Raw genomic sequence first — 24650 nt, 5'->3', positions numbered from 1 at the left:
TTTATGCCTTTATGACAGGATGGCCGCTGATGGTCAGCCGGGAGCCGGAATCATTGTGGATCAGGGAGGCGTGCGCCCCCAGCGCCAGGGTCACGGTGCGCTGCTCATGACCGAAGTCCAGACCGGCGATCACCGGAATATCCAGCCGCGAGCGAATGAACTCGACCATGGTTTCCAGGGAGTAACCCGCGTCATAGTCATTCGGGGCAGCGCCGCTGAAGCTGCCCAGCACAATCGCGGACTGGCGCTCAAGAATACCGGCATGATAGAGCTGCAACAGCATGCGCTCGACGCGGAACGGATGTTCGTTGATATCTTCCAGCACCAGAATGCCGTCCTCGATTTGCGGCATCCACGGCGTACCGATGAGCGAAACCAGCATCGCCAGGTTGCCGCCCCAAAGCTGACCTTCGCATTCCCAGTGCGGTCCATTCCCCTGCCACTCCACGCTGTAGGTGGGATTACGCAGCGCGCGCCAGAAATGTTCCTCGGTGAACGCTTCCAGCTCCGGCGCGCCGAAGTTACCAGCCAGCATCGGGCCGCTGAAGGTGATGACGTTATGCAGCGCCAGCAGCCCAAGCTGGATGACGGTGAAATCGCTGTGGCCGCATATCAGCAGCGGATCCTGCTGCTGACGCTCCGCCAGGCCCTGCCAGTCAATGCTCTCCAGCAGCCGGCTCGCGCCATATCCGCCGCGCACCGCCAGCACTATCCGGTTTTCACCCTTCAGGTTCACCAGGCTGTTGATATCATTCAGCCGCTGCGCTTCGGTACCGGCAAAACGCTGCTGGCGGCGGGGGATAATCGTCTGATTTTCTACCTGGTGGCCCGATTCCAGCAAACGCTGAACGCCCCGCTGCGCCGCGTCCTGGTTAATGCAGTAGCCCGACGGCGCGATGAGATGAATCTGAGACATGGCAATTCCTTGCTGAATGAGAAACTAATTGTCTATATCATGCCGCGTATACGCCGCCTGCTTCAAGGGGCGGCGCACCGCGATGACCGGCTATAAGGATAGATGACGTGAAATTGAGATGGTTTGCTTTTTTGATTGTGTTGCTCGCTGGCTGTAGTTCAAAACATGATTATCAAAACCCGCCCTGGAACCCGGAAGTGCCGGTGAAGCGGGCGATGCAGTGGATGCCGATCAGTGAACAAGCCGGGAAAGCCTGGGGCGTCAGTCCGCGTCTCATCACGGCGATCATTGCGGTGGAGTCCGGCGGTAACCCCACGCTTGTCAGCAAGTCGAACGCGGTGGGGCTGATGCAGCTTAAAGCGTCAACGGCGGGGAGAGAGGTATACCGCTACATGGGCTGGAGCGGCCAGCCGTCGACCAGCGAGCTGAAGAACCCGGAGCGCAACATTTCAATGGGCACGGCCTATCTGAGCATCATGGAGCATGGCGTGCTGAAGGGGATTCAGGATCCGGAGGTCATGCAGTACGCGCTGGTGGTGTCTTACGTTAACGGCGCCGGCGCGTTGCTGAGAACCTTCTCCTCTGACCGCAAAGAGGCGATAGAAGAGATTAACGGCATGGACAAAGACGAATTCTTTGAGCATGTGGTGAAAAATCACCCGGCACCACAGGCGCCTCGTTATATCTGGAAAGTGCAGAAAGCGATGGATGCCATGTAATGCCGCAGACGGGCGGCGGTCACGCTGCCCGATGTTTTTTACAGAACTTTATTTGCGCGTTCGCGCGCCTCCCGCTCCAGGGAGTAGATAATGCGCTGCAGTTCGCGCTCAGCGCCAGGTCCGACGTTGAGGAAACGGAAGCTCAGACGCGGCGTGGTGATCGTTTCATTTTTGCTGTCCACGACGGTGCGTTCGCTGATGGCAATCAGCTGTGCATCGAAATAAAAGCGCCCCCAGCCCCCCATATCCAGCTCGATTTGCGTGAACCGCATGCCCTCTACCAGTCCGTCAGGCTTCGGCGTATCCATCAGCGCGCCCATACCGCCCAGCGACAGATCGAAGAGACGGAAGCGAATCTCTTTTTTGTCCGGCATTTTGGCCTTGCAGAAGTAGGCAGGGTGAAGCGGGGCGCTGATGCGGAAATATTCACGACGCTGGACAAACCAAAGATTAGTGGGAAGCGGGGTCACAAAGGCCGGCAGCCCCTGGTATTCGCTCAGTTCCAGTCGCGACAGGACAAACTCCACTTTGGCGCCCTGCGTTTCGGCCATCACGGCGATATTCTCCGCCTTCAGCGCCGCGCGGTTTTCATACTCCTGGCTGCCTAAATCAATCACCAGCCGCTCCTGCGAGGCGTCAAGGATCTTACTGATGAACTGATTATTCGACCAGCTGATGCGCAGCGGCACTTCACCTTTTTGCAGGTCGCGTAATACCCCTAATACAGCCAGCGGATTTTGCTTGAGGAACTGCTCACTGTAATGACTCACGCCGGATGGCTCCTTGATAGATGACAGACTGTCTTAGCGTTATCGGCAATCTGCAATGAAACTTAATACAAACCGGTGAGTTTTTTTTGCCTGTTTAGGCAAAGATAAGTCGGTGACAAGAAAATGATTTTCCGGCGATGACCTATACTTAAGTTAGCTGTGCAGATGGTTTTCTGCACATGCGTTAAACCTGCAAGAGGGCATCGCTATGGGTATCATCGCCTGGATTATCTTTGGTCTTATTGCTGGCGCTATCGCGAAATTGATCATGCCGGGAAACGATGGCGGCGGCTTTATTTTGACCTGCGTACTCGGGGTCGTTGGTGCGGTTGTGGGCGGCTGGCTGGCGACGATGTTTGGCTTCGGAGGCAACATAAGTGGTTTTGACCTGCACAGTTTTCTGGTCGCTGTCGTGGGCGCCATTGTGGTGCTGGGCATATTCAGGTTACTGCGACGAGCATAAGATAACGTAAACGGCTCTCTGCGGAGGGCCGTTTTTTTACCTGAGTATTGATTTGTTAATGTAAATGATAATAATTGTCGTTCCGTATTGCATCTGACAACAAGACGACATTATGACTCCCTCTCGTTTTACGCTTTGCGCCCTGGCAGGCGCCATCACGCTCGCACTGCACGCTCCGGCATTCGCCGAAGAATCCACTATCGTCGTCACGGGCGCAGAGCAGGGCAGCGCGCTGCCGGCCTGGACGAACAGCGCCACGAAATCGGCCGTAGCTGAAAGTAAAACGCCGCAGGTCATCACGACCCTCTCTGCGCCGGAAATTGACAAGCGCCATGCGAATTCCGTGAATGAAATCCTCCGCTATGCGCCGGGCGTTTCAACCGAAGTGCGGGGAAATACCTCCTACATGAGCGAATATAAAATTCGTGGCTTTACCGTCGACCAGGAGTTCTACAACGGGCTGCAGTTACCCTATAACGTCACCGGCAATACCAAAGCGCGCATCGATCCGCTGTTGATTGACAGCGTTGATATCCTGAAAGGCCCCTCATCGGTTCTCTACGGCGGCGGCTCGCCGGGCGGGCTGGTGAATATCCAGAGTAAAAAGCCCGAGCGGGAAGCGCGAACCGAATTCGGTTTTGACACCGGCAACCGCAACCTGAAAGAGGGCTATCTCGACTCAACCGGGCAGATTGCCAACAGCGACTGGAACTACCGCCTGCTGGGTAAAGCGACGGAAAATGACGATCAGCCGCACACCACCCGGTATGAAAACTACCTGGTTGCCCCGTCCGTCACCTGGCAACCCGACAGCAAAACCCGCCTCACCCTGGATGCGCTGGCGCAGAACTCCCCGAGCCTGACGCCGTCTAACCCGCTTCCGATCGCCTACCTGCGCTCGACATACGCGGGCAAGCGCGATTACGCCGGTGATAAGTGGAGCGGGTTTAAGCAGCGTCAGTGGATGCTGGGCTACAGCTTTGAGCATGAGTTTGACAGCGGCTGGGGCTTTAACCAGAAGGCGCGCTATTTCGACGTCGACACGCATCAGCGCAGCGTCTATGCAACGGGCACGGGAAGCGAGGTTTATCAGCTCAACCGTTTTGCCTACACCACCGATGAAGATCTACAGAGCTTCAACATCGATAACCAGGTCACCAAAACCGTGGCGCTCGGTGACTGGCAACACCATCTGCTGGCCGGGTTTGACTATCAGAAGCTGAACTCCCATTTCCACTACCGTTACGCGTCGACCACGCCGGGCATGGATATGCGCAATCCTGACTATTCGCAAATCAGCGAAAGCGCATTAGGGCTGTATACCGCTCAGAAAAACCGTCTGAGCTATCAGCAGAACGGCTATTACCTGCAGGATCAGGTGGAGTTTGGCGGGTTAAATCTGCTGGCCAGCCTGCGTTACGATGATTATCGCTCCGTCACTACTAATTATCTGCAAAACGGTGATAAGGCCTGGGTATCGCAGGATCGCGTCACCAAACGTCTGGGCGCGCTTTACGCTTTTGATAACGGGATTTCGCCGTTTATCAGCTATTCCGAAGGTTTTGCGCCGGTGTCGCCGCAGGGCACGCTCGTGGCGAAAGACGTCAAACCGACCACCAGCAAGCAGGTGGAAGGTGGGGTAAAATATCTGCTGGCGGATTACGCCACCACCTTTACCGCCTCGGTGTTTAACATCCGCCAGAAAAATGTTGTCACCTCCGATCCGGGCTTCCTGAACTATCGTCAGACCGGGGAAGTGGAATCCAAAGGGGCGGAACTGTCTGCCATCAGCCGCCCGACGGACAACCTGACGCTGATTGCCAACTACGCCTACACCCACGCGATCAATACGGAAGATGACAAGTACAAAGGTAAACGTCCAACGCAGGTGCCGGAGAATGCCTTCAACCTTTGGGGGGATTACACCTTTGAAAACACGCCGCTGAAAGGGCTGATGCTGGGCGCGGGCGCACGCTACACCGGGCCAATGGAAATCTCACCGGCTAACGATGCGGGTAAACTGGGGGGCAGCACGCAGTACGATTTGTCGGCATCCTACCGGATGGGTGAAATTCTGCCTTCGCTGGCAGGGCTAACGCTTAAAGCCAGCGCGCAGAACATCACCAACAAAGAGACGCTGACCTGCTACGACGCGACCAACTGCTGGATTGGGCGGGACAGAACGTATCAGCTTGGGGCAAGTTACAGTTTCTGAACAAGGCCCTGTGAGGGCAAAAAGTAGGCCGGGTAAGGCGTAGCCGCCACCCGGCAATACTCCCTTACTGCGCCGATGCTTTCACCGGCGCCACCTCGTCATTCGCCGCAGGCCGATTCTCCGGCACGCTGTCGCACGGTTTCTCTTTCGGGCAGACCCGGTCCAGCATCTTCAGGGTCACGCCGTTGCTCCAGCCGAAGCCGTCCTGCAGCGGATATTCGCCGCCGCCGCCGCCCGTACCGGTGGTCGACACGTCATACTTCTCGACCAGTTTCTTTTCCCGGTCATAAGTATGCTGAACGTTTTTCAGGAAGCGCCAGGTCACGTCCATCGAGACCTTCTCTTGCCCGTAATTCTGCAACCCTTCCGCCGCCACCCATTGCAGCGGAGCCCAGCCGTTTGGCGCATCCCACTGCTGGCCGCTGTTGACGGTGGTGGTCGCTATCCCGCCCGGCTTCAACAGACGAGAGGACGTTGCCGCGGCGACTTTTTCGGCACGATCCTGCGCCGCCGCCTTGACGTAAAGCGGGAACAGGGCCGCCGCCGTGAGCTGATTGCGTACCTTCTTGCTCTTCAGGTCGTAATCGGCGTACCAGCCCTCTTTATCATTCCACAGGTGGCTCTCGATGGCTTTCTGGCGCGCGGTGGCCAGCGTCTCATACTTGCTTGCGCTGGCGGCATCGCCGCTCTCCTGGCTTGCCCGGGCCAGCAGTTTTTCCATCTTGAACATCAGGGCGTTCAGGTCCACGGGCACAATGCTGGTGGTCCGGATGGTGCCGAGTTTTTGCGGATCGTCCATCCAGCGGGAGCTAAAGTCCCAGCCCGAAGCCGCGGCGGACCGTAAATCACGGTAGATCTCGGTTGCCGGTCGGTTAGGGTTACTTTTCGCGGTATTCACATCGTCAAGCCAGGACTCCGGGCGCGGCGTATCGCGGTCGTCCCAGTAGCGGTTGAGGACAGCGCCGTCATCCAGTTTCACCACGCGTTTGTTGGCCTGGCCCGGCTGCAGGGCATCGACGCCGTCCATCCAGTAGGCATACTCTTTCTCCATCTGCGGACGATATTTCTTCAGCGCGTCGCTGTCATGGGTCGCCAGCAGTTCAACCATCAGTGAGAAAAACGGCGGCTGGGAGCGGCTCAGGTAATAGCTGCGGTTGCCGTTGGGAATGTGGCCGAAGGTGTCGATCTCATACGCAAAGTTATCCACCATGTCGCTGATTTTGTCCCAATGATCGCTCTCTGCCAGTCCCAGCATGGTGAAATAGCTGTCCCAGTAGTAGACCTCGCGGAAACGTCCGCCGGGCACAACGTAGGGCTTCGGTAACGGGAGAAGGGAATCCCATTTGTTGCTGGCTTTATCGGTAGTGCGCGTCAGTACGGGCCAGAGATCGTCAATGTGCTCACGTAAACTTTGTCCAGCAGGCGGAACGTATTTTTCCCCTTCCGCAGGGAGCGTAAAGTTCATCTCGACAAAGTGGCGTAAGTCAAAGCTGGACTGCGTATGCTGCATCCGGTAGTCCGCCAGAATCATCAGCGGGTCGCTTTTGGGGACGGCATCCGCAAAGGTTTTCTGATCGGGAAACAGTTTGGCGCTCTGCACATCGTTAAACAGAGGGCCAAGTAAAATATCGGGTGAGGTTGTCTGGGTTGCGGGGTTATCGTCGGCATAGCCCAGTGTCGTTACGCCGAGCAGCGCGCCGCCTAACGCAAGGGGCAAAAACGCGGGGCGTAGTGTACGAGGTCTTATCATCAGTTCGTCTCCTGTCTTCACTAAACAGCGTGACCGCTGTTGTCAATCACCTGAAAACCTTAGACGAATATTGCCCGCTTCGCGTTAAATATTGCCGCGCTTTCAGACCTCTTCCGCGGTCTGGCTGGCTTCCCGCAGCGTGCCCGGCGCATGGCCAATGATGCGCTTAAACGCCCGGCTGAAGGCCGCCAGCGATCCGTACCCCAGCCGCAGCGCGACGGTTTCAATGGGCTGGTTTTCATGGCGAATGTACTGAATGGCCAGCCGCATTCTTAGCTCGCTGAGATATTTTGCCGGGGTGGTTCCCGTCGCCGCGAGAAACCGTTCCGCGAAAACGGATCGGGAAGTCCCGGCTTCTTTTGCCAGATCCGCCACGCTCCAGTTCAGCCCTGGCTGCTGGTGCATGGCGTAAATGGCCCGGCTCAGGCGCGGGTCGCGCAGCACCTGCACCCAGCCGGTGGCTTTGCCACAGCCGCCTTCAACCCAGCCCCGCACAATTAACGCCGCCACCACGTCGGCCAGCCGCGCAAGGATCCCGGCATACCCGGCCTGACGCGCCGCGGATTCCCGCTCCATCGCCGCCAGCAGCGGATGAATTTCCGGCCAGGTGGACATCAGCCGGCTAACCATCATCACTTCCGGCATCGCCTTGATCAGCGGCTGCATCCCGCCCAGCTCAAAATCCATGCACCCGCTAAAAATGAGGGTGTTCTCGCTCTCCGGGCAGGGCTCGCAGGTAATGGCGCAGACCGAGCTGCAGATAGGCTCGCTCGGAAAGGCGTTGACCGGGGTAAGGGTGGCCTGCTCGTCAGAGAGCAAAGCGTGGGAATTCCCGCCGGGAATAAAGAGGGCGTCGCCACCGCTCAGTTCGAACGTTGCGCCGCTCTCCATGCGCAGCAGGGCGCTACCGTGGCTCACAAAATGGAACTGTGCCCGGCCGGGAGCCTGATGAAACGCGACGCCAAAGGGCGCGCTGGCTTCAATCCGCCGGTATTTCACGCCTGACAGGCGCATGCCCCGTAAAAGTTCGCTGATCAAATCGGGTGACTGTACGGTCATGGTGCAACTCCGGACGAATAATCAATAAGTGGAGATTATATGTCATAGATCGTCCAGGGTGAACCTTCTATTCTTTTGCGACAGTAGTCACATTTTTATAACGGGAGATCAACAGATGAGTTCATGTGTCGCGGCGAGCGAGGCGGTAGCGCCTGCAAAACCCGCCTGGCGGGCCGTCTATTCACTGGGGCTGGGGGTATTTGGTTTGATTACGGCAGAATTTCTGCCCGCCAGCTTGTTAACACCCATGGCCGCGAGCCTGGGCGTGACCGAGGGGATGGCCGGACAGGCGGTCACCGCCACCGCGCTGGTGGCGCTGGTCACCGGGTTGTTGATCACCCCGGCAACCAAGAGTATCGACCGCCGCTGGGTACTGATGTTTTTCTCGGTGCTGCAAATTATCTCCAGCCTGCTGGTGGCCTTTGCGCCCAACCTGCACGTCCTGCTCATGGGACGTCTGCTGCTGGGGATAGCCATCGGGGGATTCTGGGCCATGTCGACGGCGACAACGATGCGTCTGGTTCCGGCGGATAAAGTGCCGAAAGCGCTGGCGGTAATCTTTTCCAGCGTATCAATTGCCACGGTGGTCGCGGCCCCGCTGGGCAGCTATCTGGGCAGCCTGATAGGCTGGCGCAACGTCTTTATTCTCTGCATTCTGCCGAGCATGCTGGCGCTGCTGTGGCAGCTCTGGGTGCTGCCGTCCATGAAGCCGGAGAGCAGCGGTAGCCTGAGTACGCTGTTCCGCGTGCTGCGTCGTCCAGGGATGATCGGCGGCATGCTGGCGACCATTCTGATCTTCAGCGGCCATTTCGCCTTCTTTACCTACCTGCGTCCGTTCCTGGAGACGGTGGGGCAGGCGAGCGTGGAGACCATTTCTCTGATCCTGCTGGGCTTTGGCATCGCCAACTTTGTGGGCACCTCCGTGGCCGGGCATCTGCTGGCACGTAATCTGCGCCTGACGCTGGCGCTGGTGCCGTTTGCGATGGGCGTTCTCGCGCTCATGATGGTCGCCTTTGGTCATCTGGCCATGCTGGACGGGCTGCTGGTTGCGCTGTGGGGCTTTGCATTTGGCCTGGTTCCGGTGGGCTGGTCCACCTGGCTTGCGACCACCGTTCCGGATGAAGCCGAAAGTGCAGGGGGGCTGCTGGTGGCCTCAATTCAGCTGGCGATAAGCGCCGGTGCGGCCGGAGGTGGGGCGGTATTTGATCTTAACGGTGCCAGCGGCGTGTTCGCGGGCAGCGGTTTGCTGCTGGTGACGGCGATGGTGATTGTGTTTATGGGTGTGAAAGTGAAAGCGGAGTGATTTTTTAGCCGGGTGAGCGTTCGTGCCACCCGGCCTCAGGTTTACAGCCCTTTCTTATCCATCAATACCGCCAGATCCACCAGGCGGTTAGAGAAGCCCCATTCGTTGTCATACCACGCCAGGATCTTCACCATATTCCCGCCAATCACCAGCGTGGAAAGCCCGTCGATAATCGAGGAGCGCGGGTCACCCTGGTAATCGCTGGAGACCAGCGGTTCATCGCTATAGCCCAGAATGCCTTTCAGAGGCCCGCTGGCGGCCGCGTTGCGGAACGCGTCATTCACCTCTTCGGCGGTCACGTTGCGGCTCAGCGTCACGGTTAAATCGACAATCGACACCACCGGCACCGGCACGCGCAGGGAGTACCCGGTCAGCTTGCCGTCCAGGGAGGGGATCACTTTCCCCAGCGCTTTCGCCGCGCCGCTGGAGTAGGGCACAATCGACAGCGCCGCCGCGCGGGCGCCGCGCAGATCTTTCTCCGGCTGATCGTGCAGCGCCTGGCTGTTGGTGTAGGCGTGCGTCGTGTTCATCAGGCCATGCTCAATTCCGAACTGCTGATGCAGCACCTGAGCGGCCGGTGCCAGACCGTTCGTGGTGCAGCTCCCGTTGCTCACCACCGCGTGCCGGGCGGGATCGTACTGGTCATGGTTGACGCCCATCACAATCGTCAGGTCGTCGTTCTTCCCGGGGGCGGAAATGATGACGCGCTTAGCGCCGCCGTGGGTGATATGCACCGCCGCTTTCTCCCGCTCGGTGAAGAAGCCGGTGGCCTCAATCACCACGTCTACCCCGGCATCACGCCACGGGATATTCGCCGGGTCGCGTTCGCTAAATACCACGATCCGCTGGCCGTCCACCTGCAGCGCACCGTCACCCGCTTCAACGGGCGCGGGCAGTTTGCCCAGAAGGGAATCATGTTTCAGCAGATGGGCGAGGGTTTTACTGTCCGTCAAATCGTTAATGGCCACAATCTGCAGATCCGGGTTGCCCAGCGCCGCGCGCAGGACATTACGTCCGATACGGCCGAAACCGTTAATACCGACCTTAACCATGGTGCACTCCTTATCTCTGTTGTCTGGAGTCACTGTAGGCGTCGGGCCGGCTGGCGTAAATGACAAAAAAGGATCAGATTACGCCATCTTGCGGCAGTGAAAGCGCTGGCGGTATTCGCCGGGCGTGAGGTGAAGCTGTTTCTCAAAGATGCGGCGTAAATTAATGCTGGTGCCAAATCCGCTTTGCTCCGCAACGCGCTCAAGGGGATCGCGGGTTTGCTCAAGCAGCTGGCGGGCGGCGGCCAGTCGCGCTTCGGTCACGTAGCGGGCAGGCGAGACCCCGGCCTCGCGGGTAAACACGCGGGTGAAGTTACGCGGGCTCATCGCCGCTTTCTCGGCCAGGTTCTCCACGCACAGATCGGCGGTGAGGTTCTGCAGGATCCAGCTTTGCACTTCGCCTATCGGCCCTGCGGTGCCCGGCTGCTGCAGGCTGTAGCGGCTGAACTGCAGCTGTCCGCCGGGACGTCGCAGGTACATCACCATATCCTGCGCCACGTCGCGGGCGAGGGTAAATCCGTAGTCGTCCTCCACCAGCGCCAGGGTCAGGTCGAATCCGGAACTCACGCCGCCGGAGGTCCAGATAGGGCCGTCCTGAATGTACAGCGGGCCGCCTTCGACCTGGATTGACGGGTACTGGGCTTGCAGGGTCTCCAGCAGCCGCCAGTGGGTGGTGGCGCGCCGACCGTCCAGCAAGCCGGTCTGGGCCAGCAGCATCGCGCCGCCGCAGATAGAGGCTACCCGCCGGGCGTGCGGCGCAGCGAGGTGCAGCCAGTCCACCACCGCCGTGCTCTCCTGCTCGTTCATGCCGCGTCCGGTGATGATAATCGTGTCCAGCGGTTCACGCGGATCCAGCTCCGGCAGGCGATAGTCCGCCAGCAGATTCAGGCCGGACTGGCCGTGGATCACCTGGTGAGGCTGCGTGGTGGCGATGATAATCCGGTAGCGGGTATGCGCCAGCCCTTCCGGATGCAGCCGGTTGGCCTGCATCAGAATGTCGGCGATACCGGCGGCTTCAAACAGCATGCCGCCGTCGGGAACGATAATCAGGATCTTCTTCATGTCCTGAAAAGTACCTTTAATACAGAATAAGTCAAGCGTGCCCGCACTTCACGTTTCTGGCAAAGCAAAGCGATTTAAGTTGTTTGTGATTTCAGGCGTAATCCCCGATCGTCAGGGCACTGTCTCTGGCGAAACGGCGTCTGAAGGAATGGGTAAACGAAGCTCCCTCTATTTACATCCGCAACAACGCAATCAAATTCACCGCCTCGCGTCGGGTTTCTTATGGCGAAGCGAACTGCCCACCTGGCTGTTAATGTTCACGATTTATGCGGGCTGGTTTGCCACGCTGGCGTTCTGGCAAACGCTCGGCCTGCTGCCCGCCACGCTGCTGCTGATCGGGTTTACCGCCTGGTATATGTCCCTGCAGCATGAGCTTATCCACGGGCATCCCACCCGTTTTGCCTGGCTTAACCAGCTGTTCGGCACGCTCCCGCTGGCGGTCTGGTATCCGTATGGCCTCTACCGGGATTCCCATCTGGCCCACCATCGGTACGATAGCCTGACCCATCCGGTGGATGACCCGGAGTCGTACTATTTTACCGAGGCGAGCTGGGCGCGCTTTTCCCCCTGGCAGAAGCGCCTGATCCGGGCCCGAAATACCTTTGCCGGGCGGCTTCTGCTGGCGCCGCTGCTGGATATCGTCCAGACGCTGGGCAGCGCCGGGGCGGCGTTTCGTCATTTTCACCTGCGGGCGATGACGATGTGGCTGGTTCACATCACGCTGCTGGCGGCACTCTTTGCCTGGATGACGCACGTTGGTTTTTCCCCCGTCTGGTTTGTGCTCGCGGTCAGCTATCCAGCGCTGGCGCTGACCAAGGTGAGATCGTTTTTCGAACACCGCGCGGCGGACGATCCGCTGGCACGCTCCGTCATTAACGAGGCCGGGCTGTTCTGGCGGATACTGTTTTTGAATCTCAACTACCATTCAGTACATCATGATTTACCGGGCGTGCCGTGGTACGGGCTGAAGGCGATCTACCAGCAAAACCGGGAGGCGTACCGGGAGCGAAACCGCGGTTTTCTCGTCAGGGGCTACGGTGAATGGCTGCGCCAGTTCTGGGCCAGGCCCGTCGACGTCACCGTTCACCCCGGAAAACAACAGGAGGAGGGATATGAGTAACCTGCTGGCGTTTCCCATGTATGCGGTGGATCGCGCCGACACCCGCGCGCTCTGGCTGGCGGTAAAGGGTCTGCTGGCCGCTCGCGGTGTGCCCGTCGAAGATGTCCCCGACGGGCCGGAGTCCGATCCGCTCACGCACTGGCGACAGCCTGCGCTTGTCCTCAGCCAGGCCTGCGGTTATCCGCTCGTCACGCAGCTTTCGGACGTGCAGGTCGTCGGCTGTTTTCACTACGCGGCCCCGGGCTGCGAAGGGTTCCACTACCGCAGCTTTCTGGTGGTGCGCGAGGAGGATCGGCACCTCACGCTGGCGGATTTTCGCGGACGACGGGCGGTCTGTAACTCTGCGGACTCGCAGTCCGGCTACAATGCGCTGCGAAAAAAAGTGGCGCCTCTGGTGGCTCAGGAGCCGTTTTTCGCGCAAACGTCCTTCAGCGGCAGCCATCGCCAGTCGCTGATTGATGTCAAACGCGGGGCAGGGGATATCGCGGCCATCGACTGTGTCACCTGGGCACTGCTGCAGCGTCACGAATCGGAAAGCCTGACGGGTCTGGCGGTCATTGACCATACCCCTCTGACGCCAGGGCTGCCGCTCATTACCTCGCCCCGCACCTCGCCTGAGACCCTGAACGCCCTTCGCGATGCGCTCCACGCGCTGGTGAGTTCGCCGGAGCACCGGGCCGTTTGCGACGCGGTGCTGATCCGCGGTTTTAGCGTGGTGACGCGTCAGGCCTACGCCTCATTGCTGGCGTGATAGATCTCCTGCGCGTCGGTAAAACAGCGCAGCGCCAGCGAGGAGACGGGTTTCTGCCGGCGCATAATCAGGCCGACAGGGGCCTCGATATCCGCGTCGGCGATGGGGACAATCCTGAAATGGCCGTTCAGATCTTCCAGCCCGTTGTTCAGCGGCATCACGGCACAGCACACGCCGCTTTGCACCGCCTGGATGATCTGGAACGTGGAGTCGCTCTCGAAAACGGACCTCGGTTCAATGCCAGCAGACTTAAAGCTGGCCTCCATATGCGCCCGGTAATGCATCCCTTTGGTCAGGAACCCCAGCGGAAAATCCGTCAGATCGCGCCAGGTCAATGTCTCCTGGCCGAGCTGGAAATGGCGGACGTCGTGCAGCAGGCCCATCTTCGTTTTGGGAAGCTGGATAATATCGAACAGGCTGGTGTCGATGCTGTTGAGATAGCAAATCCCCAGCTCAAGCTGATTGCGGCTGACGCCGTCGGCAATCTGCGCGGAGGACATGGAATAGAGGCTGTAGGTCAGCTCCGGGTATTTTTCCGTCAGCAGGCGAATAAAGATCATCGGATCCACACTCGCCAGCGGCACCATCCCCAGACGGAGTTCGCCCACCACCTGACCTTTGCACAGCGCGGCTTCCGCCTGTAGCCCGTCGTGTGCAGCCAGCAGCGCGCGGGCCCACGCGAGGATGCGTTCACCCTCCGGCGTAAACCCTTCAAAGCGCTGCCCGCGCACAATCAGTACCAGCCCGAGCTCCTCTTCCAGGCTGCGGATGCGCATGGAAAGGGTCGGCTGAGTGATGTTGCACTGCGAGGCCGCCTTGCCAAAATGGCGGGTCTCGTCGAGCGCGATTAAATATTTTAACTGTTTAATATCCATCTTTTTCTCTGCGCGATCGGCTTACAGCATGCGGATCTCTTTTGAGCGCAGGGTGATGCGAACCGGAACGGATTTATACGACGGCGTACCGCTGTCCTTATCCAGATAATCAAGCGGGACCAGCACGTTGGCCTCCGGATAATAGGCCCCGACGGTCCCCGGCGCGATGTTGTACGCCACCACGGTAATGTCTTCCAGACGCTGTCCGTTGCCGGGCAGGGCGGTTTCGATATCCACGCGGTCGCCGTGCTCCAGCCCTGACTGCGCCATATCCTCTTCGTTCATAAACAGCACGTCGCGGCGGCCAAACACGCCGCGGTAGCGGTCATCCAGCGCGTAAATGGTGGTGTTGTACTGGTCGTGGCTGCGCAGCGTGATCAGGCGCAGGACGTGCTCACCTTCACCGCTGGCGTTCTCGTGTACGCCGTCGAAGACCGAGAACATCGCTTTTCCCGTCGCCGTTGGCCAGAGACGTTGCGTTGGCGGCAGCGGCATACGGAAGCCGCCGGGAACGCGGATCCGCGCGTTGTAGTTCTCAAACCCCGGAATGGTCTGCTCGATCAGATCGCGGATACGGTCATAATCCTCAACCAGCGTCATCCAGTCCACGCGGGTATCCGGCAGGGTGGCTTTCGCCATGCCCGCGACGATAGCGGGTTCTGACCGAAGCAACGGCGAGGCGGGTTTTAGCTTGCCGGATGAGGCATGGACCATCGACATCGAGTCTTCAACGGTAATGGACTGGCGGCCGCTGGCCTGAACATCCAGCTCGGTACGGCCAAGACACGGTAAAATAAAGGTCTCTTTGCCCACCAGCAGATGGGTACGGTTGAGCTTGGTGCCGACGTGGACGCTCAAATCCAGGGAGCCCATGGCCGGGAACCCGCGTTCATGGTCGGGCATCGCCACCGCAAAATTACCGCCGAGGCAGATGAGCGCCTTCGCGCGGCCGTCGATCATCGCCTGGGTGGCCTGCACCGCGTCATGGCCGTGGTGAGACGGTGGCTCAAAGCCGAAAACCTCCTTCAGACGGTTCAGGAAGGCCGGCGTAGGTTTCTCGCTAATCCCGACGGTACGGTTCCCCTGCACGTTTGAGTGGCCGCGCAGCGGGCATATTCCCGCGCCGGGCTTGCCGATATTCCCGCGCATCAGCAGCAGGTCCGCAATCAGGCGGACGTTGGCCGTCCCTTTATTATGCTGGGTAATGCCCATCCCGTAGGTAATGATGGTGGCATTCGATTTCGCATACGCCTCGGCCACCTGTTTGAGCGCCGCCTGACTGAGACCCGACTCGCGTTCGATCTCGTCCCAGCGGGTTTGCGCGATATCGGCGGCAAAGTCCTCAAAGCCCTGGGTGTGTTCGGCAATAAACGCGCGATCGAGCACGTCCCCGCGTTCGGACTCCATTTCCAGCAGGTGTTTGGCAATCCCTTTCAGCGCGGCGGCATCGCCCCCGGCCTTCACCTGGAAATAGGTCGAAGCGATATCCGTGGAGCCGTAGGTCGCCATTTCAATCACGCTTTGCGGGTCCGCAAAACGTTCCAGCGCGCGCTCGCGCAGCGGGTTAAAGACGATAATCGGCACGTTGCGACGGGCCAGCTCATGGAGGGTCCCCATCATTCGCGGATGGTTCGTACCGGGGTTATGGCCGATGGAGATCACCAGCTCCGTCTTGTCGAAGTCGTCCAGCGAGACGGTCCCTTTCCCGATGCCAATCGAACGGGGCAAACCAACGCTGGTGGCCTCGTGACACATATTTGAGCAGTCGGGGAAGTTGTTGGTGCCGTATTCGCGGGCGAACAGCTGGAACAGATACGCCGCTTCGTTAGAGGCGCGTCCGGAGGTATAGAACTCGACCTCGTTCGGCTCGAGCCCGCGCAGTACTTCGCCGATGCGTTGAAACGCCTCGTCCCAGTCGACGGGGCGGAAGGTGTCGCTCGCACGGTCATAGCGCAGGGGATGCGTCAGCCGACCGTAGCCTTCCAGCTCAAAGTCCGATTTTGCCAGCAGCGAGGAGACAGTATTTGCAGCCAGAAACGCGGGGGTGACGCGTTTGCTGGTCGCTTCCCAGGTCACCGCTTTGGCGCCGTTCTCGCAGAACTGGAACGTCGATTTGTGTTCTTTATCAGGCCACGCGCAGCCCGGGCAGTCAAAGCCGTCAGGCTGGTTGGTGCGCAGCAGCGTCGCCGGGGCGTCAAACGTATCCATTTGGGTGCGTACCGCAATCGCCGTCGCTTTCAGTGCGCCCCAGCCGCCAGCAGGGCCGTCATAGTGTCTGATGCCTGGCACCGAGCGTCTTTTCTTGTTCATACCCACTCCTGATTTGTTCGATCACACAACGCCTGAGCTCAAAAAATCACTGACGAGAGCAATAGGTGAAAGCAATGACGGCCGGATGGTAACGCACATACGGAACGGGAAAATGCCTTAACGCAAACTCTTTTTATTACAGTAATTTATCTGGTCTGGTGTTTAAATATTTAAAGAAATTATAACGAATATTTATCATTTTAATAATAAATCTTATCTATCGTCCGGTAGGCGAGATAGATGGCGGTGAGCAGTCAAGTATGTAGCACCAGTAAAACATCGAATGAAGCTGTTGCGCTGGAGATATCGCCACGATTCGCGGCTGGCGGGCTGCCGGAGGCATTTTTCATTTGAGGAAATGACAGGAAGGTTTACTCAGGCTTAATGAATAATAGATATAAGGTATACCTGGCAGTGGAATTATTACGGCCTAAAATATACGCTTTTTTTGCGGCATGAAATTAACATTTTTCTGCATAAGTGAAATATTCTCACCCAGGCGATGAAGCGTCTTCAATATTAAAGATACCCTGTTAGTGCAACAAATAATTCATCTGGGATATATTCCTTTGACATCAAAAAAACGCGAATTCTACTAATTATGGTAGTGGCGATAATAGCGTGATTGCGTTAATGAAATTGGTTCTCTTTTGTGTTTTTTAGTCTATAAAACATGGCGTTATGTGGTTTTGTGGTGGAGGAATAAGAAAGGATGGGCCTTATCGTTTTTTATCATAGGATTAATCCTATAATTTTCCGACTGCTTCATTTACCAACAGTTACGCGGCGGTAAATATTGAATTGATACGAAGCTCATGTAAACTTGTTTACCGTTTGTCAAAATATGTCAGGAAGACACTGGGCCTTATTCTGAAAGGCTCGTGCGGTAGCTATGCCCTTAAAATAGTAACGCCCCGAAAATATCCTGGCTATTTTAACAATAGCACTTAAGTCAAACTTCATCCCCTAATCTCCATCATCGAAATATCGCTACGGAAAAGCATATGAAAATGCGCGTACTGTTTTCACTTCTGTTTGTAATGGCGGTGGCGGGCTGTAAAGCACCGCAGAAACCTGTGATTAACGACGATACGATCGAGACCAGCCAGGTCAACGGCGTCACCTTAACCCACCGTCACGCTGTGACGCCGCCGGCGGAGTTCACGCCGGTTAACGAGCCGTATCGTGCCATGTATCCGGCCTCTCTGATGAGCCGTCCTGACTTCGGCGGTAAAGTTATCCGCACTCTTGATACCGGAAAAACGTACGTGGTGCTGGGTCAGGTTGAACACTACTGGATGGCGCTTGCCGATGAAGGCAACGAGCAGCTGATTGGTTACGTTCCGATGCGCGCCGTTATCAAGGCCGACCAGTACGACGCCGCCGTGCGTAAACAGGCCATTCGCCATAAGACGCGTAAAAAAGCGACCTGTGTCGATGTCGACGGCAACAGCAAAGCCTGCAAAGACAGCGCTAACGGTACCTGGATCCTGAACTAAACGGCTTTCATGAGCGCATTTTTATGAATAATAAAAATTTTCATAGGCTGTGGTTATTCTTTTACGCGATGATTTTCGCGTTGATCGGTGGTTGTTCGTCGTCTTCACACAGCGACCCCTCCCGCTACAATCTGCAGTTTCAGGCTCATCCACAAATCAATGAATCTGCGCCGCTTAAGGTTCGGGTGTTGTTGCTGAAATCCGATGCGGATTTCATGTCCAGCGACTTCTACTCCCTGCAGAACAACGCGTCAGCCACGCTTGGCGCGAATCTGCTGAACAGCGATGTGTTCTTCCTGATGCCGGGACAGCTGTCAAAAACTCTCAGCGGGCAAAGCTCGCCGGAGGCTCGCTACATCGGCGTGATGGCGGAGTACCAGGTGCTGGATGGCAAAAAATGGCGCGTTTCACTCCCTCTGCCCGTGCCTGGCGAAAATCATATCTACCAGTTCTGGAAATGGTCCGCCGATGAACTTCAGGCCAACGTTTTTCTCGACGTGAACGGCATTCGGGTCATCAGCCAGTAACGCGCTTCTAAACAGGAAACACATCATCATGACGAAAGCAGAAAAGGTCGTCTGGACCGAAGGCATGTTCCTGCGTCCACACCATTTTCAGCGGACTGAAAGCTATCTGCTCAACCATGTTCGTGAATGGGGCGCGCTGCAGCGATCGTATCTCTGGGGCTTTCTCGACGTTGAACTGGATGAAGCGATGCTTCGTCAGGGATGCATTGCCCTGAGCTACTGCAGTGGGCTGCTGCCGGACGGCACCTTTTTCCAGGTGCGCAACGGGCGCAACGGTCCTGTACCGCTGAAAATTCCTGACAATCTCACCAACGAAAAGGTGGTGCTCGCACTGCCGGTTCGTCGTGGCGAGAGAGAAGAGGTGATTTTCAGCGAAGAGCCATCCTCGCTGGCGCGCTTTATCGCGTTCGAGCAGGAGGTGGAGGACGATAACGCCATGTCGGTGGGGGATGCTACCGTCCAGTTTGGCCGCCTGCGTCTGACCCTGATGCTCGAAAAAGACCTCACGGCGGAGTGGACCGCCATCGGCGTGGCGTTTGTGACCGAGAAGCGTAATGACAACCACGTGCGGCTCGACAACAGCTACATCCCGCCGATGCTCAATGCCAATAACAGCCCGCAGATCTACAGCATGATCAACGATCTGCACGGCTTACTGGTGCAGCGCAGCCAGCAGATTGGCGGCCGTTTGCGCCAGCCCGGCCGCTTTAACACCTCTGAAATGATCGAGTTTACGCTGCTGTCGCTGATTAACCGTCATCTGGGCGAGGTGTCTCATTTAAAAACCCTCCCGCTGCTGCACCCGGAAACGCTCTGGCGCAGCTGGCTGCCGTTTGCCACCGAGCTCGCCACCTGGACGTCGCAGCGTACCGCCGAAAGCGTGCTGCCGATTTACGATCATGACGATCTGGCGAACTGCTTCAGCAAGCTGATGCTGATGCTGCGTCAGGGGCTGTCGCTGGTGATGGAAGACCACGCTATCCAGCTGCCGCTTAACGAGCGCTCTCACGGCCTCAACATCGCCACGGTGCCTGAAACCAGCATGGTGCGTGAGTTCGGCTTCGTGCTGGCGGTCAAAGCCAACGTGCCGGGCGAACACCTGCAAACCCATTTCCCGGCGCAGATGAAGGTCGCACCGGTGTCGAAAATCCGCGATCTGGTTCAGCTTCAGCTGCCGGGCATTATGCTGCGCGCCATGCCGGTTGCACCGCCGCAGATCCCGTGGCATGCCGGCTACAGCTACTTTGAGCTCGAAAAGGGCAGCGAGCTGTGGCACGAGATGGATAAGTCCGGCGCATTCGCCCTGCACCTTGCGGGGGAGTTCCCGGGGCTGGATATGGAGTTTTGGGCCATCCGTAGCCCGACAGAATAATAAAGCGAGCGCTTAATATGCAGGAACGACAGGATACCGGCAGCGATGCCGCGTTCACCGGGGCCAGTAGCAACAATCAGCTGGTGGCGGCCGCCAATCCGCTGCTCAATGCGATTCCGCAGATCCGTCATTCGGTATCGCACGACGACCAGGTGGCGTTACGCCAGCGCCTGATCGATGAAATTCGCCGTTTCGAAGTCCGCTGTCAGCAGGCGGGGCTGCCCTACGAAGTGATCGTCGGGGCACGCTACTGCCTCTGTACGGCGCTTGATGAAGCCGCCGCGCTCACCCCCTGGGGCAGCAGCGGGGTCTGGTCAAGCAACGGCCTGCTGGTGACGTTCCATAACGAAACCTGGGGCGGCGAGAAGTTCTTCCAGCTGCTGGCGCGCCTGTCGCAAAACCCGCGCGAGCACATTCTGCTGCTGGAGATGATCAACTACTGCCTGCTGCTCGGCTTCGAAGGACGCTATCGGGTGCTGGACAATGGCCGCACCCAGCTTGAGACCATCAAGCAGCGGCTGTGGCAGATGATCCGCGGCGTGCGCGGCAGCTATCCGGCGCCGCTTTCTCCCCATCCGGAAGATCGCCCGGTGCTGCGCAAGCTCTGGCGGCCGATGGTTCCTCTCTGGGCCTGCGTGGCGCTGGCCGGGTTTATCGCCTGTCTGTTTTATATCGTGCTCAACTGGCGTCTTGGCGACAGCACCAACCCGGTGCTGGCGAAGATTTACCAGTCCCAGCTGCCGGAAACCACTATTCAGCAACCGGCGCGTCAGCTTCCGGCAGTGCTAAACCTGCGCGGCTTCCTGAAGCCGGAGATCGAGGCTGGCCTCGTCGCGGTGAAAGACGAAGCGGATCGCAGCGTGGTTATCCTGAAAGGCGACGGGCTGTTTGCCTCTGCCTCGACCGTCGTGCGCGACCGCTATGAACCGGTCATCCACCGCATCGCGCAGGCAATGAATAACGTGAGCGGCAAAATTCTGGTGGTGGGCTACAGCGACAACGTGCCGATCCGCAGCGCGCGCTTTGCCTCTAACTATGAACTCTCTCTGGAACGCGCCCGCTCGGTACAGAAAATGCTGCAGGGAAGCCTCTCTCAGCCTGGCCGCGTGAAAGCGGAAGGGCGGGGCGAGATTAACCCGGTGGCGCCGAACACGACGCCTGAAAACCGCGCCCGTAACCGCCGTGTGGAAATTACTCTGCTGGTGTCGCCTGAAAATACCCAGGCCGAGCTGAACGGATTGCCGCAAGGAAACTAAGGAATGCTGACGACTCTTCTTTCCATACTGACTAACCGCATTCTGTGGAGCTTCCTCGGCGTCACGGCGCTGGCGGCGGTGATCTGGATGATTGGCCCGCTGTTGTCCATCGTGGACACCCGGCCGCTTGAATCTGAACAGAACCGCATCATCAGTATCGCCGTGGTCTATCTGTTGTGGGCGCAGGGCCACATTCTGCCGCGTCTTTATAACGCCTGGCTGAACCGCAAGCTGATGGACAAGCTCAATGAGAACACCACCAGCACGGAAGCGGCGGATCCGCAGAAGCGACTGAACAACGAGGAGCAGATCCTCGCCAGCCGTTTTGATGAAGCCGCGCAGATGCTGAAAAAAGCGCACTTCAGCAAGGCGGGACAGGGCGCTCAGTGGACGCAGCGCTTCAGCACGCAATACCTCTATCAGCTGCCGTGGTACGTCATTATCGGCGCGCCGGGTTCCGGTAAAACCACGGCGCTGGTCAACTCCGGGCTGCAGTTCCCGCTGGCCGACCGTTTCGGTAAGACCGCCCTGCGCGGCATTGGCGGCACGCGCAACTGCGACTGGTGGTTTACCAACGAGGCCGTGCTGCTGGACACCGCGGGTCGCTATACCACCCAGGAGAGCGAGCAGGTGCAGGACGCCGGGGAATGGCTGCAGTTCATGGGGTTACTGCGCAAGTATCGCCGCCGCCAGCCGATCAACGGTGTGATCGTCACCATCAGCATTTCTGACCTGCTCACCCAGTCAGCCGAGGCGTCCCGCCAGCAGGCGGTGAACCTGCGCCAGCGTCTGTCCGAGCTGCATGAACAGCTGGGAATTCGCTTCCCGGTCTACGTGATGGTGACCAAGGCCGACCTGCTTAAAGGCTTCCGCGCCTGGTTTGCCGACTACGATAAAGCGCAGCGCGACCAGATTTGGGGCTTCACGCTGCCGTGGGAACAAACCAAACACGCCGATTACGACCTGATGGGCAATTTCCAGCAGGAGTTTTCTCTGCTGCAGCAGCGCCTCGACGCCGGGCTGCCGGAAACCATGCTCAAAGAGCATGACGCGAAGACCCGCGCCGAAGCGTATCTTTTCCCGCAGGAGTTCGCCGCGCTGCGTCCGCTGCTGGCGGATTACCTCAGCACGGTCTTCGCCCGCTCGAACTTCGAAACCGAGTTCTCTCCGCGCGGGATCTACTTCGCCAGCGGGACGCAGGAAGGCATGCCGTTCGACCGCGTGATGGGCGAACTGAACCGCGCGCTGTCGCTGCCGGAAGGGGCAGAGAGCGATAACTGGGATTCGGTCAGCAAAGAATCGCCAATCCCGGGCGCAAAAGGCCAGAGTTTCTTCATCAAGAACCTGCTGCAAAACGTCATCTTCCAGGAAGCCGGGATCGCCGGAGAAAACCGCTGGTGGGAGCTGCGCAACCGGGCCGTGATCTGGTCTGGCTATGCGGCGCTGCTGGCCCTGCTGGTGATCCTGGGTGGACTGTGGCTCACCAGCTATGCCAAAAACAAGGCCTACCTGGAAGAAGTGGATGCGAAGGTTCCGCTGCTCGACCAGCAGAGCAAGGCCTTACAGAACCAGACCCAGCGTGATCTGTTCGAACTGCTGCCGCTGCTGAATAGCCTGGTGGATCTGCCGAAAAGCGACGCGTTTGATGTGAACGATCCGCCGGTCTCCCGCCGTATGGGGCTTTATCGCGGGGATGACGTCAGCGATGCCTCTCAGTCCCTGTATCAGAAAGCGCTGGATCAGATGCTGCTCCCTGCCGTCGCCATGCACATCACCACCTGGCTTCGCAACGACAACGGCAGCGATGTGGAATACAGCTACGAGGCGCTGAAAGCCTATCAGATGCTCTATCAGCCGAAGCACTACGACGGCAAATTCCTGCATTCGTGGGTAATGCTCAACCTGCAGCGTAACCTGCCGCAGAACGTCACGAAGGCACAGCTGCAGCAGCTTGAATGGCACCTGACGCAGCTGCTGGAGCCGAAAATTCAGGCCTCGCCGTACGCGCAGGACGAGTCCCTGGTGGCGCGCGAAAGAGCGATGATCGGCCAGCAGCCGCTTTCAACCCGCGTCTACGGCCGCCTGAAGCGCCTGCTGGAGCATGACGACAACCTGAAGCCGGTCTCCCTTTCCGACCTGGGCGGACCGCAGAGCGAGCTGGTATTTTCCCGCAAAAGCGGCAAGCCGGTGAGCGAAGGCGTTCCGGGTCTGTATACGCCGGACGGCTACTGGAAAAGCTTTAACGGCCAGATTGACAGCGTTACCACCGCCCTGCACGAGGACGACGCCTGGGTGCTGGGGGCCGCCACGGCGCAGGAAGATAAACAGCAGATCGATAACGCCGTGCGCCAGCTCTATATGCGCGACTTTATCGCTAACTGGGATCGCTTTCTCGCTGACATTCAGCTGAATAACAGCGCCGACCTTTCCCAGCGCATCAACACCGCGCGCCTGCTTTCCGGCGCCAACTCGCCGCTGCGCCGCCTGGTGCAGAACCTGAGCCAGGTCCTGACGCTCTCCCGCGATACGCCAGCGCCGGAAGATGCGGGTAAAGCGCAGGCGCAAAGCAGCCGCGCCACCCGCACGCTGGAAGCGCTGTTCAGCAATAATGACAACGCGCCAACGCAGGCCGCCGCGGTTACCCAGGCGCCGGAGCAGCTGGTGACCGACCATTACGCGCCGATGATTGAGCTGGCCCAGCCGCTGGAGAAGGGCGGGAAGACCATCGTGTTTGACGATTTTCTCAAGCAGGTGGATGAGCTGTATCGCTACCTGACCGCCGTACAGGATGCCGCCAACAGCGGCATGCCGGCGCCGGGCGGGGAGGCGATCAGCCGCCTGCAGGCCAGCGCCGGTCGTCTGCCGGGCGGGCTGCAAACCATGTTCAGCAACATGGCGGTGGGCGCCAGCAGCGACACCCAGCGTCGCGATCTGGAAAACGTGCGTAAGCGCATTAGCGTTGAGGTGGGCGGGTTCTGCCGTCAGGCGATTGCCGGTCGCTACCCGCTGGTGCGCAGCGCCAGCACCGAGGTCACCCCTGACGATCTCGCGCGCATGTTTGCGCCGGGGACCGGGCTGATGGATACCTTCTTTCGCGATAACCTGACCAGCAAAGTGGACACCACCCAGGCCAACTGGCGCTTTATGCCGGGCATCGACGGAAAAACGCTGCCGGGAAGCGAAGGGCTGCTGAGACCGTTCCAGCAGGCCCAGTCGATTCGCGACGCCTTCTTTGCTAACGGCGCAACCACGCCGTCCTTCAAGGTGACGGTTCGCACCGTGCGAATGGATAACACCATTCTGAACCTGACCCTGGACGTGGACGGTCAGCTGCTGCGCTACAGCCACGGGCCGCAGGCGGTGCAGATCATGAACTGGCCGGGGCCGGGCGGCACCAACCAGGTCCGCATGCAGCTGGGTCTGGCGAACGGCAGCACGGCGACGCTGGTGACCAACGGTTCCTGGGCGCTGAACCGCTTCTTTGATAAAGCGAGCACCAGCCCGGGGGCGGGTAGCCTCAGCCGTCAGGCCACCTTCAACGTCGACGGACATCAGGTCACGCTGGAGTTTGCGCCAAACAGCATTCGCAACCCGTTCCAGCTTCCCCGTTTCTCATGCCCATAACCGCAAGGAC

At 58.7% G+C, this 24650-nt stretch carries 19 protein-coding genes; 11 read left to right on the top strand and 8 right to left on the bottom strand.

Features of this window, described 5'->3' with window-relative positions; translation table 11 throughout:
* Nucleotide 1: 1 nt before the first annotated feature.
* Nucleotides 2-916, bottom strand: coding sequence for a muramoyltetrapeptide carboxypeptidase (gene ldcA, locus AA74_RS0119980; protein ID WP_025913134.1), 915 nt, complete (start codon nucleotides 914-916; stop codon nucleotides 2-4).
* A 107-nt stretch (nucleotides 917-1023) separates the two neighbouring features.
* On the opposite strand from ldcA, the gene emtA reads away from it, so the two are divergent.
* Complete coding sequence (gene emtA / locus AA74_RS0119975; protein ID WP_008502664.1) at nucleotides 1024-1635, top strand: membrane-bound lytic murein transglycosylase EmtA; 612 nt, start codon at nucleotides 1024-1026, stop codon at nucleotides 1633-1635.
* 38 nt (nucleotides 1636-1673) lie between these two features.
* Here the strand turns inward: emtA and AA74_RS0119970 are convergent, their stop codons facing one another.
* Nucleotides 1674-2405 carry a flagellar brake protein gene (locus tag AA74_RS0119970; protein ID WP_008502663.1) on the bottom strand — a complete coding sequence of 244 codons (732 nt, stop codon included), beginning with the start codon at nucleotides 2403-2405 and terminating at the stop codon, nucleotides 1674-1676.
* A gap of 208 nt (nucleotides 2406-2613) precedes the next feature.
* Here AA74_RS0119970 and AA74_RS0119965 point away from each other — a divergent pair, with 208 nt between their 5' ends.
* Together AA74_RS0119965 and AA74_RS0119960 are read left to right on the top strand one after the other, a co-directional pair.
* Nucleotides 2614-2868, top strand: a complete 255-nt coding sequence (locus tag AA74_RS0119965) for a GlsB/YeaQ/YmgE family stress response membrane protein (RefSeq protein ID WP_008502662.1) — start codon at nucleotides 2614-2616, stop codon at nucleotides 2866-2868.
* 112 nt (nucleotides 2869-2980) lie between these two features.
* Nucleotides 2981-5083, top strand: coding sequence for a TonB-dependent siderophore receptor (locus tag AA74_RS0119960; protein WP_025913133.1), 2103 nt, complete (start codon nucleotides 2981-2983; stop codon nucleotides 5081-5083).
* A 64-nt stretch (nucleotides 5084-5147) separates the two neighbouring features.
* On the opposite strand, the gene AA74_RS0119955 is transcribed toward AA74_RS0119960, so the two are convergent.
* The gene (locus AA74_RS0119955; RefSeq protein WP_021240398.1) at nucleotides 5148-6833 is read right to left on the bottom strand and encodes an alpha,alpha-trehalase; all 1686 of its coding nucleotides are present in this window, start codon (nucleotides 6831-6833) and stop codon (nucleotides 5148-5150) included.
* 102 nt (nucleotides 6834-6935) lie between these two features.
* The gene (locus tag AA74_RS0119950; RefSeq protein WP_008502659.1) at nucleotides 6936-7892 is read right to left on the bottom strand and encodes an AraC family transcriptional regulator; all 957 of its coding nucleotides are present in this window, start codon (nucleotides 7890-7892) and stop codon (nucleotides 6936-6938) included.
* 115 nt (nucleotides 7893-8007) lie between these two features.
* Between AA74_RS0119950 and AA74_RS0119945 the strand changes: the two genes are divergently transcribed.
* Complete coding sequence (locus AA74_RS0119945; RefSeq protein WP_025913132.1) at nucleotides 8008-9195, top strand: MFS transporter; 1188 nt, start codon at nucleotides 8008-8010, stop codon at nucleotides 9193-9195.
* Between the two features lie 41 nt (nucleotides 9196-9236).
* Here the strand turns inward: AA74_RS0119945 and gap are convergent, their stop codons facing one another.
* Both gap and AA74_RS0119935 read right to left on the bottom strand, forming a co-directional pair.
* Nucleotides 9237-10247 (bottom strand): type I glyceraldehyde-3-phosphate dehydrogenase, encoded by a 1011-nt coding sequence (gap, locus tag AA74_RS0119940; RefSeq protein ID WP_021240396.1) that lies wholly within the window; start codon nucleotides 10245-10247, stop codon nucleotides 9237-9239.
* Between the two features lie 78 nt (nucleotides 10248-10325).
* On the bottom strand, nucleotides 10326-11306 hold the full coding sequence (locus AA74_RS0119935; RefSeq protein WP_025913131.1) for a GlxA family transcriptional regulator: 981 nt from the start codon (nucleotides 11304-11306) through the stop codon (nucleotides 10326-10328).
* Between the two features lie 148 nt (nucleotides 11307-11454).
* Between AA74_RS0119935 and AA74_RS0119930 the strand changes: the two genes are divergently transcribed.
* Both AA74_RS0119930 and AA74_RS0119925 read left to right on the top strand, forming a co-directional pair.
* Nucleotides 11455-12426, top strand: a complete 972-nt coding sequence (locus AA74_RS0119930) for a fatty acid desaturase (protein WP_025913130.1) — start codon at nucleotides 11455-11457, stop codon at nucleotides 12424-12426.
* The gene (locus AA74_RS0119925) at nucleotides 12419-13177 is read left to right on the top strand and encodes a phosphate/phosphite/phosphonate ABC transporter substrate-binding protein (protein WP_025913129.1); all 759 of its coding nucleotides are present in this window, start codon (nucleotides 12419-12421) and stop codon (nucleotides 13175-13177) included. Before AA74_RS0119930 ends, AA74_RS0119925 begins: the two co-directional genes overlap by 8 nt.
* Here AA74_RS0119925 and AA74_RS0119920 read toward each other — a convergent pair.
* Nucleotides 13156-14052, bottom strand: coding sequence for a LysR family transcriptional regulator (locus AA74_RS0119920; protein WP_025913128.1), 897 nt, complete (start codon nucleotides 14050-14052; stop codon nucleotides 13156-13158). The two genes, AA74_RS0119925 and AA74_RS0119920, sit on opposite strands and share 22 nt — an antisense overlap.
* Before the next feature lie 21 nt (nucleotides 14053-14073).
* A complete protein-coding gene (locus tag AA74_RS0119915) occupies nucleotides 14074-16362 on the bottom strand; it encodes an FdhF/YdeP family oxidoreductase (protein ID WP_025913127.1) in 2289 nt (762 codons plus the stop codon).
* Between the two features lie 1004 nt (nucleotides 16363-17366).
* On the opposite strand from AA74_RS0119915, the gene AA74_RS0119905 reads away from it, so the two are divergent.
* Genes AA74_RS0119905 through tssM form a run of 5 tightly spaced genes read left to right on the top strand, consistent with a single transcriptional unit; the run spans nucleotide 17367 to nucleotide 24640 of the window.
* On the top strand, nucleotides 17367-17861 hold the full coding sequence (locus AA74_RS0119905; RefSeq protein ID WP_025913126.1) for a hypothetical protein: 495 nt from the start codon (nucleotides 17367-17369) through the stop codon (nucleotides 17859-17861).
* A gap of 23 nt (nucleotides 17862-17884) precedes the next feature.
* Nucleotides 17885-18388: a type VI secretion system lipoprotein TssJ gene (gene tssJ, locus AA74_RS0119900; protein WP_023344389.1), complete on the top strand. Its 504-nt coding sequence runs from the start codon at nucleotides 17885-17887 to the stop codon at nucleotides 18386-18388.
* 28 nt (nucleotides 18389-18416) lie between these two features.
* Entirely contained in the window at nucleotides 18417-19760 is a 1344-nt protein-coding gene (tssK, locus tag AA74_RS0119895; protein WP_025913125.1) for a type VI secretion system baseplate subunit TssK, read from the top strand.
* A 17-nt stretch (nucleotides 19761-19777) separates the two neighbouring features.
* Entirely contained in the window at nucleotides 19778-21016 is a 1239-nt protein-coding gene (locus AA74_RS0119890; protein ID WP_008502648.1) for a DotU family type VI secretion system protein, read from the top strand.
* 3 nt (nucleotides 21017-21019) lie between these two features.
* Nucleotides 21020-24640, top strand: a complete 3621-nt coding sequence (tssM, locus tag AA74_RS0119885; protein ID WP_025913124.1) for a type VI secretion system membrane subunit TssM — start codon at nucleotides 21020-21022, stop codon at nucleotides 24638-24640.
* Nucleotides 24641-24650 lie beyond the last annotated feature (10 nt).

The organism is Enterobacter sp. 5-4 (assembly GCF_000612205.1).
Taxonomy (GTDB): Bacteria; Pseudomonadota; Gammaproteobacteria; order Enterobacterales; family Enterobacteriaceae; genus Enterobacter; species Enterobacter roggenkampii.
This window is presented reverse-complemented; position numbering and strand designations above follow the sequence as displayed.